General features: G+C 65.6%; 16 protein-coding genes, 1 pseudogene and 1 riboswitch. Of the genes and pseudogenes, 4 read left to right on the top strand and 13 right to left on the bottom strand.

What is annotated here, in order from left to right; all coding sequences use genetic code 11:
* The 9 genes and pseudogenes from LG661_RS22500 to LG661_RS22540 form a co-directional block, all read right to left on the bottom strand.
* Positions 1 to 344: pseudogene (locus LG661_RS22500) on the bottom strand (alpha/beta fold hydrolase); the annotation flags it as partial.
* Positions 345 to 716: 372 nt separating this feature from the next.
* Positions 717 to 983: a transcriptional regulator gene (locus tag LG661_RS22505; protein ID WP_230534235.1), complete on the bottom strand. Its 267-nt coding sequence runs from the start codon at positions 981 to 983 to the stop codon at positions 717 to 719.
* A gap of 211 nt (positions 984 to 1,194) precedes the next feature.
* Complete coding sequence (locus LG661_RS22510; protein WP_230534236.1) at positions 1,195 to 1,449, bottom strand: hypothetical protein; 255 nt, start codon at positions 1,447 to 1,449, stop codon at positions 1,195 to 1,197.
* 190 nt (positions 1,450 to 1,639) lie between these two features.
* Positions 1,640 to 2,251 carry a ComEA family DNA-binding protein gene (locus LG661_RS22515; protein WP_230534237.1) on the bottom strand — a complete coding sequence of 204 codons (612 nt, stop codon included), beginning with the start codon at positions 2,249 to 2,251 and terminating at the stop codon, positions 1,640 to 1,642.
* A 113-nt stretch (positions 2,252 to 2,364) separates the two neighbouring features.
* Positions 2,365 to 2,751: a hypothetical protein gene (locus tag LG661_RS22520; protein WP_230534238.1), complete on the bottom strand. Its 387-nt coding sequence runs from the start codon at positions 2,749 to 2,751 to the stop codon at positions 2,365 to 2,367.
* A gap of 48 nt (positions 2,752 to 2,799) precedes the next feature.
* Complete coding sequence (locus tag LG661_RS22525) at positions 2,800 to 3,567, bottom strand: energy-coupling factor transporter transmembrane component T family protein (RefSeq protein WP_230534239.1); 768 nt, start codon at positions 3,565 to 3,567, stop codon at positions 2,800 to 2,802.
* Positions 3,540 to 5,228, bottom strand: a complete 1,689-nt coding sequence (locus LG661_RS22530) for an ABC transporter ATP-binding protein (RefSeq protein ID WP_230534240.1) — start codon at positions 5,226 to 5,228, stop codon at positions 3,540 to 3,542. Before LG661_RS22530 ends, LG661_RS22525 begins: the two co-directional genes overlap by 28 nt.
* Positions 5,203 to 5,787, bottom strand: coding sequence for an ECF transporter S component (locus tag LG661_RS22535; protein ID WP_230534241.1), 585 nt, complete (start codon positions 5,785 to 5,787; stop codon positions 5,203 to 5,205). Before LG661_RS22535 ends, LG661_RS22530 begins: the two co-directional genes overlap by 26 nt.
* A gap of 37 nt (positions 5,788 to 5,824) precedes the next feature.
* Positions 5,825 to 6,433, bottom strand: coding sequence for a Ykof family thiamine-binding protein (locus LG661_RS22540; RefSeq protein WP_230534250.1), 609 nt, complete (start codon positions 6,431 to 6,433; stop codon positions 5,825 to 5,827).
* Positions 6,424 to 6,534: riboswitch (TPP riboswitch) on the bottom strand. It overlaps the preceding gene by 10 nt.
* A 191-nt stretch (positions 6,535 to 6,725) precedes the next feature.
* Here LG661_RS22540 and LG661_RS22545 point away from each other — a divergent pair.
* A complete protein-coding gene (locus LG661_RS22545) occupies positions 6,726 to 8,702 on the top strand; it encodes a methyl-accepting chemotaxis protein (RefSeq protein ID WP_230534242.1) in 1,977 nt (658 codons plus the stop codon).
* A gap of 66 nt (positions 8,703 to 8,768) precedes the next feature.
* On the opposite strand, the gene LG661_RS22550 is transcribed toward LG661_RS22545, so the two are convergent.
* Positions 8,769 to 9,200: a hypothetical protein gene (locus LG661_RS22550; RefSeq protein ID WP_230534243.1), complete on the bottom strand. Its 432-nt coding sequence runs from the start codon at positions 9,198 to 9,200 to the stop codon at positions 8,769 to 8,771.
* A 121-nt stretch (positions 9,201 to 9,321) separates the two neighbouring features.
* The gene (locus tag LG661_RS22555) at positions 9,322 to 10,287 is read right to left on the bottom strand and encodes a hemerythrin domain-containing protein (RefSeq protein WP_230534244.1); all 966 of its coding nucleotides are present in this window, start codon (positions 10,285 to 10,287) and stop codon (positions 9,322 to 9,324) included.
* Positions 10,288 to 10,454: 167 nt separating this feature from the next.
* Between LG661_RS22555 and LG661_RS22560 the strand changes: the two genes are divergently transcribed.
* Positions 10,455 to 11,450, top strand: coding sequence for a threo-3-hydroxy-L-aspartate ammonia-lyase (locus LG661_RS22560; protein ID WP_230534245.1), 996 nt, complete (start codon positions 10,455 to 10,457; stop codon positions 11,448 to 11,450).
* A gap of 37 nt (positions 11,451 to 11,487) precedes the next feature.
* Here the strand turns inward: LG661_RS22560 and LG661_RS22565 are convergent, their stop codons facing one another.
* Both LG661_RS22565 and LG661_RS22570 read right to left on the bottom strand, forming a co-directional pair.
* A complete protein-coding gene (locus LG661_RS22565) occupies positions 11,488 to 12,168 on the bottom strand; it encodes a hypothetical protein (RefSeq protein ID WP_230534246.1) in 681 nt (226 codons plus the stop codon).
* 92 nt (positions 12,169 to 12,260) lie between these two features.
* Positions 12,261 to 12,554 carry a hypothetical protein gene (locus LG661_RS22570; protein ID WP_230534247.1) on the bottom strand — a complete coding sequence of 98 codons (294 nt, stop codon included), beginning with the start codon at positions 12,552 to 12,554 and terminating at the stop codon, positions 12,261 to 12,263.
* A 242-nt stretch (positions 12,555 to 12,796) separates the two neighbouring features.
* Between LG661_RS22570 and LG661_RS22575 the strand changes: the two genes are divergently transcribed.
* Positions 12,797 to 13,057 carry a hypothetical protein gene (locus LG661_RS22575; RefSeq protein WP_230534248.1) on the top strand — a complete coding sequence of 87 codons (261 nt, stop codon included), beginning with the start codon at positions 12,797 to 12,799 and terminating at the stop codon, positions 13,055 to 13,057.
* Between the two features lie 295 nt (positions 13,058 to 13,352).
* Positions 13,353 to 14,027: DUF4142 domain-containing protein (locus LG661_RS22580; RefSeq protein ID WP_230534249.1), on the top strand; the 675-nt coding region annotated here is incomplete at its 3' end.

Here is a 14,027-nt window from a genome sequence, read left to right on the forward strand (position 1 = left end):
GAACCCTCCAACGTACTCGCCATCGTTGATGTAACGTGGTGACGGGCCAATGAGGATCAAACGGTCAAACCGCTCCGGCTCCCGTATGCGGCCAGAACCCCCATCATGGCGCTGACTGAGTGGCCGACGAAGATTACGTCCTTCAGGTCCAGCTCAAGGCAGATCGCCAGCACGTCGTCAGCGTAACCATCGAGTGCGCCGTACCTTGTTTGGTCAAAGACAGAGCCATCCGACTGCCCGTGCCCCACATGATCGAAGAGGATGATCTTGTACCGGCCCTCAAAGGCGGGGGTGATGAAGCGCCACATGTTCTGATCGCAGCCATAGCCATGGGCGAAGAGCATAGGCTGCTCCCCTTGGCCAATGACCTTGACATTGTGGCGTGNAGCGAACTTTGCAGTTCAGGGGACCTATGTAAACTCGCCGATGCCTTCTTCAACCCACCAACCTGCTTGGAACGCACCTTGATTGCCAAAGCGAGCGAAGCGCAGTACAACATCGCTGCTCAACAAATTCACATGGTACCCGGTAAAAACCTCTATGCGGCAATAACTTAATCGCGCAAGGAGCTAGTCCTCTCCTGGGCACCTAAACAGCAATTCGGATCCTTTCCGAATAGAGCAAAAGCTATGCGCCAAGTGCGTACACGCACGGGCAAAAGAGTGCGGTCCAGGCGCTGACAGCCTCGACGCCCTAATAAGGATGCAGCGCCGCCCCTACCCCGCCCCGCTCATCCGGGCGAGCATGAGGGCTTCCTGGCGGATGGCGGCGGGGGCGATGCGGGGGTCCTTTTCATGGACGGCCTGCCCCATGGCCAGCCGCTCGGCGGCCCAGAGATAGACGTTCGGGACCTCGCGCTCGCCCCATTCCAGGGCCTGGTACTCCCGGATCGTCATTTCGAGCTGGTAGGCCATGCCCGCCTGCGACAGGCCGAGGGCCGTCCGAATATTGATCAACGCCTCCATGCGGGCCGTCTGGGACATCAGCAATTCCTCCATCGGGCTTTTGCCCGTTTTCATGGAGAGTAATGAACCGGCTACGCTTTACGCAAGTGCCCGGCGGGTCTCTCTTTCATTATACTTAAAGACCAGACGGTATTCGCCTCGGAGCACTTGAGCGGCCCAGAGTTCGCCGCAGCCTCCTCTACGGCAGTCGCGCCGGAGACTGGCGAAAACCGGGGCGTGTGGGGCCCGACTACCGGGCGGCGGCCCTGGCGCGCTGCATGCAGGCGCGGACATAGGCCCGCCTCGCCTCCCTCATGCTCGCGTGAAGCGCCTCGCTGCGCGTGACGCCGTTGCCTCTCACCTTGTAGGCCCGGCGGGATTCCTGCCTACAGAGCTCCCTCTGCGCCTCCCGTTCCGGCGAGAGCGGCTTCCGGCGCTCCTGCGCCGAGGCGGGCAGCGACAGGCCGGCTGTCAGAATGACGGCAATGGCACAGGCGATGCGCATCCGTCCCTCCCCCTCGATGGTCACCGGCCAAGGGTACGCGCGATGGCGCGGGATGGCGACGGACCTGACGGAGTAGGATGTACGGCCGGGGAGCGACCCGCAGGGCCGGACGGAGGACGACGGCTCGCGGGAGGGGGCTGCCCTCGCCTCCCGCGAGGCTCGTTCGCGCCGGGGCGGCGTCCGCCTGCCCTCAGTTGACGGTGACCTGGTCCTTGATCGCCTCATAGACCGTGCGGCGCAGCACCTTCTTTGTCACCAGTTCCTCCACCGAGGCGTAGGGACGGGCATTGATGATGGCGCGACCGATGGGGCCTCCGTCTTCCAGCGTGTTGAGTTCCTCGAAGGAGCCGGTGTTGAGATCGACGAGGCCGTCCGTGGGCGCGGGAACGGTAGTCCCGGTGCGGTTCACCTCCGGCAGGGCCGGCGCGGCGGCCTGCGCCGCAGCGGGCTCCTCGGCGGGCGCTTCGGGCTCCGGCGAGGGCGTGGCTAGAGGTTCCGGCGCGGCGGCCTGCATGTCCGGCGAAGGCTGAGGCTCCGGCGCGGGCTCGGCCGGGACCCTGATTTCGGGCGCGGGCAGGACGGATACCGGGGCGGCCATGGGCTGAGCGTCTGCGACCTGCACCGGGGCGGGAGCGGCGGCGGCCTGCTCGGCGGGGGGCGCCTGCTCCTGGAGCGACGGCAGGATCTGCTGCGCGGCCACGGTGAGCCCGCCCGTCAGGGTCACGAACAGGGCGCCGAAGGCGGCCCGGCGGAGCCAGAGGAAGCGAGCGCTGCGGGCTCGCCGAAGGTCTCCAATGTGCATGGGATCTCTCGCGAATGCGTCTCGAAGGAAGTACCCCTGCTAAGCTGCGGATGTGGCGATGACATGGCAGGCCCGCGGCAGGCCGCGGCTCATTTCCTAACGCCGCGGCTTCGTCAGCAGGCGGATTCCCCGCGCGGGCGGCGGCGCTGGAGGCGGCCCGTGACGCCGCTGGCCGCAAAGGCCAGTGCCGCTCCCAGCAGCACGCCGCTCTCCTTGACGATCAGGTCGTACCACTTGCCGTGGCGGCCGGGAATCATGTCCTGCGCCACCTCCATCGCTCCCACCGCCACCACCATCACGGCCACGATGGCGAGGCGGTAGCGGGGATAGCCGAGGCAGAACAGGGTCGTGATGAGCGCGATGCCGGCGAAGCGCTCCACCGGCGGCGGCAGGCCGCTGTCGGGCCGGAACCCGATCGGAGCGAGGGTGAAGACCGCAACGCTCGCCAGCAGGAGGCACGCGGCCCAGCGGGAGATCTTCATGATCGTGACGTCGTTCATGTCGCCTGAAGCACCGGAGTGGACGGAATGCGAGCGAACATATCTGGGTCAGGATGCCGGATCGACCACCACCGCGATGCCGCACAGCAGCAATGCGGCGAGCGCAACGAGTACGAAGGCTGCGTCGCGCCTGCGAAAGACCGGCGCCTGCGTGATCGTGCGCGGCGCGTCGGGGGCCAGGCCGCGCGCCTCCATGGCGATCGCCGTCCGCCCCGCGCGGCGGATCGCGAAGGCGAGGAGCGGAATCACGAGGCTGACGAGCTCCCCCGGTCCCGGCAGACGCCGCAGGCGGCGTCCGGACTTCATGGCCCGGGCATAGCGCATCTGCTGCGCCTCCGCCGCCAGGTCCGGCACGAGCTGCATGGCCGCAAACAGCGAATAGCCGATCCGCGGCGGCAGGCGGGCATGGACCATCAGCGCCCGCACCAGCGCGCCAGGATCGGTGGTGAGCGCGAAGAAGGCCGAGATCATGCCGCAGGCGAGCGCACGCAGGAACAGGGTGACGCCCGCCGAGAAGGCGGGCGACGCGAGTGGCGACTCGCCCGCCATGCGCAAGGCGAAATCGCTCTCCTGGCGAAAGAGCACGGATGTGGTCAGAAAGCCGAAGCCGAAGAGGCTGAAGGGCACCATCAGCGCCAGCACGACCAGCGGCGGCGTGCGGTTGAGGACGATGAGCGCAAGGCTTGGAATGAGGATCGCCGCCAGCTGGAATCGCGCATCGAAGACGAGCACCGATGCGGCGAGCCACACGAAGCAGACGACAAGCTTGCCGAGCGGGTTGAGCGCTTTCAGCATGCCGCGACCCGCTTCAGCCATCGCACCGCCCCGGCGCATGACGGCTCCGCCAGGCCTGCACGCTTGAGAAGCGCGCAATCCTGCATCAGCTGCCGTGTGGGACCATCGGCCAGGATCTTTCCCTCCCCGACCACGATGGAGCGCGGGCACAGCCGCAGGGCGAGATCCATGTCATGCGTGATCACGGCCACCGCACGCCCCCTGTCGCGCAGCATCCGGATTTCCGCCACGAGGGTCGCGACGCCGCGCGCATCGAGCCCTGCCATCGGCTCGTCCAGGATCAGCAAGGGCCAGCGGTCGGAGGCGGTGAGCGTCGCCAGGACGAGCTTTCGCTTCTGGCCCTGCGAGAGTTCGAGCGGGTGGCGGAGTTCGAACCCGGCCAGCCCCCAATCCGCGAGGGCGCGGGCTGCGCGCTCGGCCTTCTCCGCCTTGTTCATCCCGCGCGGCATGGCGGAGAGAACCTCCTCGATCACCGTGCCGCCGGTGAACTGGTTCTCGGGCCGCTGGAAGGCGACGCCGCCCGGCGCTCCCTTCCGCCGCCCGGCCTTGAGCGGCAGAAGACCCGACAGGCACAGGCCGAGCGTGGACTTCCCTGCCCCGTTCGCGCCGAGGACGCCGAGGATCTCGCCCTCATGAACGGTCAGATCGATGTCGCGCAACACCGTCGGGCCAAGGAACGGCGCACACTCGGCCGCCCTCAATTCCACCAGCGCCGGACCGATCGATGCGGCATCGGATGTCGATGGCGTCGACGCGGCGACGAAGGCCTCCACAGCGGGACGGGCTTTTGCGAGATCCTCTCGCGGCGCAGCTTCGGGATCGAGATGCGCGAGGGCTTCCTCGACCGAGAGGGGCGCGACGGGCGGCTCCAGCCCTGCCTCCGACAGGTGCGCATCGAGTGCGCACGACACAGGACACCAGATGCCCTGGGAAATCAGAAGATCGCGCCTCTCGCGGAAGACATTTCGCGGATGTCCCTCGGCGATGATGCTCCCGTCGCGACCGAGAACCACCATGCGGTCGACAGAATGAATGAGGCCCTCCAGCCTGTGATCGACGATCAGGACGCTTCTGTCCGGGCCGTCCTCCGTCAACAACGCATGAAGGCGACCTGCCGCCTCGGGCGCGAGGTGAGCCGTCGGTTCGTCGGCCACGAAGAGCGGCGCATCCTGCACCAGCGTCGCCGCCAGCGCGACGAGCTGCCGTTCGCCGCCGGACAGGGTCGTCGAGCGGCGGTTGCGCCAGGTGTCCGGCAGCCCGACGCGCTGCATGATGCAAGTGACATGCGCTGCGATCCGGTCCTCGGGTAGCGCCCGGTTCTCGAGGGGAAAGGCGAGCTCGTCCTCGACCCGCATGCCGCAGAGCGTCTGGTCCGCATCCTGGAAATACTGCGCCACGTGAGAGGCCCAGTCCCAGGCTTTCCTTTTCGCGGCGTCCTCTCCGAAGAGGCGGATCTCTCCGTCCACCGATGCCGGAATACTGCCGGGGATGAGGCCCGTCAACGTCAGCAGGAGCGTGGACTTGCCCGAGCCTGACGGCCCCAGAAGAAGCACGCGCTCGCCGCGCCCGATCGACAGGCTGACAGGCCCCGCCGCACGCTGCTTGGGGAAAGGATAGGAGACCTCGACCTCCCGCCACTCAGCAGCAGGCGACGTGTCAGGCGGCTGCGGATCGCTTAGCATGGTCGATGGCCAGGCCCGCAAGCGCTCCGGTCCTGTAGAGCGCCTCCACGATCACGTAACCGAGCCAGCCGCCGAGCACCGCGCCGCTCAGGCAGCGCAGGACGAACATTACGAGCAGAAGCCCGGGCTCCAGCGCGCCGTAATCGAAACGGATCCAGGTGTAGATGAAGGAGAAGATCGCAGCGCCCACGCCCGCGGCCATCAGGACCGGCAAGGAATAATTCCGCCAGCGGGTTGCGGCGAATACGACTTCCGCGCCTGCACCCTGAACCGCACCGGTCACGAGGAGCAGCAATCCGGCGGGACTCCCGAGCAGGATCTGCACTCCGGCAGCCAGGACCTCCGACACGAAGGCGGCGCCGGGCTTGCGGATGATCGATGCCGCCACGATGGAAACGACGAACCAGAACCCCATGACCACATCCATGGTCACGGGACCGAAGATCGCCTGCGCAATGAGCCAGACCTGAACCCAGCCGAGATAAAGCACGGCGAATACAGCACCCAGTACGGTGACGATGAGGGTTTCCCTCAAGGTCCAGCCTCGTTTGTCGGGCATGGCAGCCTCCAGAATGAAGAGTGGATTGTGTGAGTCGTTACGCAGCGGTCGGGCTGTTCGCCGAGACCTTGAGATCGAGGGCGACATGGCCCTGGGGCGAGCCGAAGCGCAGGAAGGCCTCGCTCAGTGTCGCGAAGACCGGTCCCGCATCGCCGCGCAGCTTGGTGCAGAAGTTCTTCGATCTGTCGAAGACGCCGGACTGCTTGAGAAAGTCGATGCAGCCGTAGATCTCGTCCATGTGGTGGCCGCTGCCAAGCGGGTAGAGCGAGAATTGCGCGGCGACGATCTGGCCTGTCTTCGGCGCTGCCGACACGCGCTCGACGGCCATGGCGATGCGCTCGGCCAGCGGTTTCTCGTGGCTGGAATCGTTGATCGGGGTGCAGATCGGATCGTCGGGCTCACCCGGACAGCCACGCGACACAGTTGCGGCAAGAACGCAGTGAATGCCCTGCCCTGCCGCCGCAACGAAGAGATCGCGCATGGCCGGAAAGAGCTGGTCGGGAGGACCGACGAGCAGCGTCGAGATGTCGTCCGTCTCGATCCTGAAGGTCGAGCGATAGGGCTCGAGCGCGTCGATGGCTTGAAGGATGATGCCGACGAAATTGTCGGTCATCGGATAAAGAGAGACCTGTGCTCCGGAAAACATCGTCACCTCGCTCCGCTGGCATTACCCAGATCAGCTTGAGGGTCCGACGGTTTGCACCGTCATCTCAGCCCCGGCGATACGGAGCACCCCTGTCGAATGCAGAATGCATAACACCCTTTGTTTCGGCTGTGCAACTGGTCCGCTTCCGTTTTCCATCGCTCCGACCATTGCCAGACACATGTTATCATGTAGCAACTCAGTAGGAATTTTGGCTTCTGCTTTGCCACATTAGCAATTCGGTAGGATTGGCCCCGCTATTACTTCCCAAAATAAGTTTTCGGGGGAATCAGCCTTGAGTTCTTTACTGTCGCGATTTGGCCTGCGAATTCAGATCGGACTGATCGGCGTTGTCGCCGTCGGCGGACTTCTGTCGGTCGCGGGCATCTATGCCGTCGGTCAAAACACCGTCGCCCGCTATCAGGTCTCGCTCGATGCCGCCGACAGGCTGCAGCAACTGACGGCCAAGGTGAATATCGAGATCCTTCAGATGCGCCGCGCCGAGAAGAACTTCTTCCTCCGGCATGAGGACAAGTACGTCGAGCGGCATGCGAAACTGGCGAAGACCTTCGAGACCGACCTTTTGCAGATTCGCGAACCTCTCGCGCAGTTCCGGGAGCTGGCGAGCCTCGAGCCGGTGCTGGCCGGAATTCAGGACGGATTTGCCGCCTACAAGTCTCATTTCAGCAAATCCGTCGCCATGGACCGGAAGCTTGGGTCCAGCGAGGATACGGGCCTGAAGGCAACCCTCCGCGCGTCGGCGGAGGCTGTCGAGACCAAGCTGCCGGAAGTCGGCGATGTCTATCTCGGCGAGATCCTCACCAAGATGCGCCGGCATGAGAAGGACTTCATGATCCACCGCAACGCCCGCTACGGCGCGGACATGGAGAAGAGCGCCGGCGACTTCATGGCGACCCTCGGCGGTGGACTCATTCCGCAGCAGACGCAGGAATCCGTGAAGCGCCTGATGGCGGACTACCAGCTGAACTTCGCCGAATACATGAAGACCAGCACCGAGCTCGCTGCCGATATGGAAGCCGTTTCGGCAAGCTTCGCCCGGATCGAGCCGCTCATCCTCAAGGTCATGGAGGCCGCCGCCGAACAATACGCCAAGGCGCAGAAAGGCATGAAGGAGGCTGCCGCCCTCACGACCCAGGTCACCTGGATCGCCATCGCCCTCATCCTGACGATCATCGGTCTCGTAGCCTGGACCATCGGGCGCGCGATCTCCCGTCCGATCCTGTCCCTGAGCACCGCCATGGGCCGGCTGGCTCAGAACGATCTCACCGTGGACGTGGCGAACCAGGAGCGCGGCGACGAAGTCGGCGTGATGGCGCGGGCCGTGCAGATGTTCAAGGACGCGCTCATCGCCAAACAGGCGGCGGACGAAGCGATGGCCTCCGAGAGCGACGCCAAGATGCTGCGGGCCCAGCGGCTCGATGAGCTGACGAAGCGCTTCGAGGCGAACATCTCGGCGCTTACGCAGGGCCTCGCCTCGGCCGCGACGGAAATGGAGGCGACCGCACAGTCCATGACCTCCGTCGCCCAGCAGACGAATCAGCAGTCGACCCATGTCGCGGGCGCCGCCGAACAGGCCTCGTCCAACGTGCAGACCGTCGCCGCGGCGACGGAAGAACTCTCGGTTTCCATCCGCGACATCGCCTCTCAGGTATCGCAGTCGACGAGCATTTCCGGGCAGGCCGTGGAGAAGGCGAAGCGGACGAATGCGACCGTCAAGGCCCTGTCCGCAGGCGCGCAGAAGATCGGCGAGGTCGTTGCGCTGATCAACTCCATCGCCTCGCAGACCAACCTTCTCGCGCTCAACGCCACCATCGAGGCGGCGCGCGCGGGAGAGGCCGGCAAGGGCTTTGCGGTGGTCGCGAGCGAAGTGAAGGCCCTCGCCTCCCAGACCACCAAGGCAACCGACGAGATCGCCGCGCAGATTGCGGAGATCCAGCAGGCCACGGAAGGTGCGGTCGACGCCGTGCACGAGATCGGTCAGATCATCGCCCGGATGTCCACGATCTCCACTTCGGTTGCGGCTGCCGTCGAGCAGCAGGGTGCGGCGACCCAGGAGATCGCGCGCAACGTGCAGGAGGCCGCGCAGGGGACCCAGCAGGTCACCCACGCGATCCAGGACGTGCGCCAAGGCGCGGGAGAGACAGGCGACGCCGCCGGTCAAGTGCTGGGGGCTGCCCGTGAGCTCGCGGAATATTCAAGCCACCTGAACGAAGAGGTCGCCTCCTTCCTCTCAGGAGTCAGGGCTGCCTGATCAGGGCTGCTTCCATGCAGTGCCAGATGCGGGGCGCGGCGCCGGGGGTGTCGCGCCCCGCTTTTTTCAGCGGTAGGAGAACCAGCCGAAATAGAGCGACCACAGGCTCGGCGAGCGGATGCCGCGCACGCGCCGGGCCGCTTCGTCGGAGCGCATGAACTCGCCGCCGTGACACGAGCACAGGACGATATGAGCCTCATGCTCCGTGATCTGGAAGAAGCGGACTGCATCTCCGAACCGGTCGCTTTCGAGACCCGCCGTCCGCAGCACCGGGTCGTTGAAGGCAACCGTCAGGGCGGAGTTGTCGGCGCGCAGCGCCCGGCGCTCCGCCTTCGGCTTCCACTCGATCTCTTCAAGGGTGTGGAGAATGCGGTCGGGCTCCCGTTCCAGGAGCTCGGCCCAGCGGTCCAGGCGTTCGCGCTTCGACAGCACCTTGGGCTGCATCGAAGGCTTCAGATCGGCGACGGTACTGAGTTCGGACAGAGGCTTGTGTTCCATGCTGACCTCCAGATCAAGGGAACCGCTTCGCGAGCCCACCAGCCTGTAAGGTCAACCTTGGGAAGCTTGGAAAGTTCTGCTGCCGAACTACCCGCCGCCGCTGATATTTTGGGCAGCGTCCTCAGCGGCCGTCCCGCTTCAGGGAGCCCGTGTCCCGGCTCTCCGTCTGTCCGCCGCCGGTCCCGATGGAGCCTGCAGTGGCGCCCGGCCCGCCGCCGGGAGCAACGCCGCCCGGCTGAAGGCCCGTAGAGAGCCCTGACGGTGCAGAGGGCGGATTGGCCGAGGAGAACCAGGAGGTATCGCTCTGGGCATCCTGTGCGCCTGCGTGGGAGGCCGTGCCATGCACCATGTCGGCGCCGCCCTGCCCTGCGCCTGCCGAGGCCGTCATGCGGCCCGAGCGCCCGGACGATGTCATGCCGCCCGATTCATAGACCCCGCTCCGGCTGATGGGGAACGGAGAGCTCGGCGGCATCTCGGTCTGCTCTACATAGCGGTAGTTGTTGGAGGGGTGGCTGTGCCGGGTCTTGCGCCAGGCAAAGGCTGCGGCTCCGATGGCGGCAATGCCGGCGAGAGCGCCCAGGACCGTCGTGGTCGAGAAACCGTAGCGGCTCGGCATCATGGATTGCGGCATGTGCCAGCGGTTGGCCTCGAGGGATGCGAGCTTCTCGCGCTCATAAGCGCGCCGCAACTCCTCTGCTTCCTGGCCCTGGATCGACCCCCTGGCAACGGTCAGGATGCCATTCTCCTCGAGGCTGAAGTAGAGGCTGATCGTGCTCGCCACCTCCTGGAAGTCCATCGCCCAGCGGTGGCTGCCCTTGTCGCGTGCGCCCGACAGGTCATCGAGCCCGTCGCGGATCTCGTCGATTTCCTGCTGGAGCTCCGGAAGGTAGCCGCGGGTGCGCGGCTCGCGGGCGAGCGCCGGATAGAGGACGTTCTCCTTCGCCCTCAGATGCCGCTCCATCTCGGTATCGAGGTCCTCGAACAGGTCGGCCCGGCTGTTGGTCCCGCTGTTCGTGGCGTGCTGGATCTCTCGGCAAAGCTCCAGAATGTTTGCCTGGTCGTTCTGAATCATCTGCCAAAGGTCCATGTCACGCTCCTCTCGTTTGCTCGCCTCACCAATGAACGATTAGGCGAGCTTGACGTTCCGCCGGAGCAGGACACGTCTCCGTTTGCGCCATCGGGAGGATTGGGCTGGACCTGGGAAGCCCTGGGCGATACCAAGCTGGCATGGCCCCCGGAAGCGGTGAACGAACCATGAGTGCGCAGACCCAAGATCATTCCCACGCCCCCTCGCCTGCCCTGATCTATGACGACGTGGTCGCAGCGGCCGGGCGCATCGAAGGCATCGCGCATCGCACGCCCGTGCTCACCTCCCGCACCGCCGACGCCCGGACCGGCGCAACCCTGTTCTTCAAGGCGGAGAACCTGCAGCGGGGCGGCGCCTTCAAGTTCCGCGGCGCCTACAACGCCATCGCCCGGCTGCCCGAGGACGCCAAGCGGCGTGGAGTGGTCGCCTTCTCCTCGGGCAACCACGCCCAGGCCATCGCCTACGCGGGCCAGCTCCAGAACGTGCCCACGGTCATCATCATGCCCCAGGACGCACCGGCGATGAAGGTCGCCGCCACCAAGGGCTATGGCGGCGAGGTGGTTCTCTTCGACCGTTATACGGAAGACCGGGAGGCCATCGGGCGCAGGCTCTCGGCGGAGCGGGGGCTGACCCTCATTCCTCCTTACGACCACGACGACGTGATCGCCGGCCAGGGCACCGCCGCGAAGGAGCTCTTCGAGGAGGTCGGCCCGCTCGACATGCTCTTCGTCTGCCTCGGCGGAGGCGGACTGCTCGCGGGCTCCGCGCTCGCCGCCAAGGCGCTCTCGCCGGAATGCCGCGTCTTCGGCGTCGAGCCGGAAGCGGGCAATGACGGCCAGCAATCCTTCCGCACCGGCTCCATCGTGAGGATCCCGGTGCCCTCCACCATCGCCGACGGCGCGCAGACCACCTATCTCGGAAGCAAGACCTTCCCGATCATCCGCTCCCTCGTCGAGGATATCGTGACCGTCTCGGACGCGATGCTGGTGGATGCCATGCGCTTCTTCGTCGAGCGCATGAAGATCGTGGTGGAGCCGACCGGCTGCCTTTCCTCCGCGGCCGTGCTCAACGGTGTCGTGCCCTGCGCAGGCAAGCGCGTCGGCATCATCATCAGCGGCGGCAACGTGGATCCGAAGGCGCTGGCGGGTTTCCTGGCGGGCTAGGCCTCCTTGACGGGTTCGAAGGCGGTCCTCCCCGGCCCTACTCCGCCCGCCTGACCAGGACCGCGAGGCCGTCGTGATCGCCGGTCGTGAGCTTCGGGTCGTTCAGGAGCGCGTTGTCGAGATTGACGAAGCCGCTCACCCGGTACGGCGTGCGGCGGTCGAGGCGCTGGGTGAAATCATCCCGCGCCCGGTTGAAGGACGCGTAGCGGTGCCCCGGCGAGCGGAAGGGATCCACCGCCTCGCGGCTGAAGGCGCCGGTGAAGACAAAAGCATCCCCCATCCGGTGCGGACCGAAGATCCGGCCATGGTTGTTGCTGACCTCGAACACGTCATTGGAGAAGGCATCGTCCCGCCCCTGCGGGAGCTGCCCATAAAGCTGCCCGCCGATATGCCCCTGGTATCCGGTCGAGTGGCCGAAGCGGATAGGATAGCCCGCCTTGGCGGCCGCCTGCAGCAATCGCGTCTTCGCCTCCTGGGCATCGGCGGCGCCCTCATCGACGATGATGACATTGATCGGCTCGCGCAGGTGTCTGCCTTCGAAGACCTCCCCGAGCCAATCGGACGGCGTGCCGGACGTGGTGAGCATCCACTTGCCGATGGCCGGCAGGCCGGGCGGCGTCGCCACATCGGCTCCGCGCCCCGCCTCCTGAGCCGCGACGCCCAGATACGTGGCCGTCAACAGAATGAAGGCGGCGAGGATGCTGCGGCTTCGTCCCATTCCCGGCTCCCACATAGAACAAACGATCTCGGAACAAACGATCTCGGGAGTTTGAAGGCTTTGGGCGAACCGCACAATGCGAAAGCGCGCCGCTACGTGGCTCCGGGCGGCGCGAAGAAGCAGACGATCGCCTTGGACATAGGCTCCTCGCAGAGATGGAATTTCATGTCCGGCGACGATCTGGCCGTCCGGCGGGCGATCACGCGGCCGTCCCAGAGCGTCCAGCCTTCAAGGCTCTCGGTGACGATTTCGCCCTTGGCCTCCGTCAGTTCGCGGCAGTCGTGATCGCTGCAGCACCAGGGTGGGTACCAGCTGTGAGCGGCGGCCGGCACGCTCAAGAGCGCTGCAACAGCGGCCACGGCCGCATAGACCTTTCCGTGAGCCATATCGCATCGACCTTCCTGCAGGGATGATGAGCATCCGACGGGCCGGCTGCCTGCGGCTCCCCGCGAGCCGGTAGCGTAGCGGATAACCGCAGCGGCCATGCTTTGTTGCACCTTCGGGAGGCACCTCCTTCGGCTGAGTTCCCCAACACAGATTTCGGTTTTTTTCCCGCCAAGCCTGAACACCTGGAGCGTAGCCGCATTCAGTTATTGGATGCCAGGCTCTTCAGAATGGGAGATCACCAATGGGTGCGAAAAAGAAAGAGGACGATCTGGTCGATACCGGCTCGGAGCAGTCGTTCCCGGCCAGCGACCCGCCGTCATACATGGGTGGAACATCGGTGGCGGGCCCTCCGCCGCATGAGCAGCCCGCCCGCGAACCACCGAACCACGAGCTGACGGACCCGGACGAAGCAAAGCCCGCCGGCGATGCTCCGCAGGGCACGGATCCTGCGCGCGTCGGCAAGGCTCCGCCGCAACCGGGCAAAGGCGGAAATAACCCGTAGAGGTTCAGAGTTTCCAACATTCTCTGCCCCGCCCCCCGCAGCGTTCGCACGGTGCGGGGACTTTCTCATGCCTGCACTTTTCTCGCGCTCCGCAATTCAGAATCCAAAAGAGTTCCCGGAACCATCCGCGACTTGGTGCGCTATGAGACAGAGGTCTTCGGCGACGAAGAGCCCGCTCAGCAAAGGGGAGCTGCCTTTCGCGGCTCCAGAAAATCCGCGTCTCCGGGATGAACGGATCCGGATCCGTTCTGCCTCCCGGCCGGGGAACAGAATCGATTGGTACAGGAGATAGGCAATGAAGCTTCGCTTGATGGCGATCCTTGCATCCACCGCGCTTATGCCGGTGGCTGCGATGGCCCAGACCGGCAATCAATCCCAGCAGCAGAGGACGCAGGCTCAGTCCGCTCAGGCCGGGCAGATGCAGGCCTCCGATTTCGTGAACAGGGCTGCCGTGAGCAACATGTTCGAAATCGAGTCGAGCCGGCTCGCACAGCAGCGCTCCCAGAACGACCGCGTCCGCCAGTTTGCACAGCGCATGATCCAGGATCATACGCAGGCCACCGAGCGGCTGCAGTCGGTCGTGCAGAATATCGATGGCGTTTCGGTTCCGTCGAACCTCGATCAGCAGCATCAGCAGATGCTGCGGACGCTGCAGAGCGCATCGGGTCAGGGCTTTGACCGCGCCTATGTGCAGATGCAGGTGACGGCGCACCGCAACGCGGTCAACCTCTTCCAGCAATATGCGCAGAACGGCGACAACCAGCAGCTCCAGCAGTTCGCCCAGCAGACGGTTCCGACCCTGCGCGAGCATCTGCAGTCAATCCAGCAGATCCAGAACGCACTGCCTCCGGCCCAGGTCGGCGCCACGCAGGGCCAGCAGCAGATGGCCCAAGGCCAGCGCATGCAGGCCCAGGACGACGCCGAGATCGTGGTGCGCCAGCCCGCTCCCACGGTTCGGGTCAACCCGGCC

The organism is Microvirga roseola, from assembly GCF_020866965.1.
Taxonomy (GTDB): Bacteria; Pseudomonadota; Alphaproteobacteria; order Rhizobiales; family Beijerinckiaceae; genus Microvirga; species Microvirga roseola.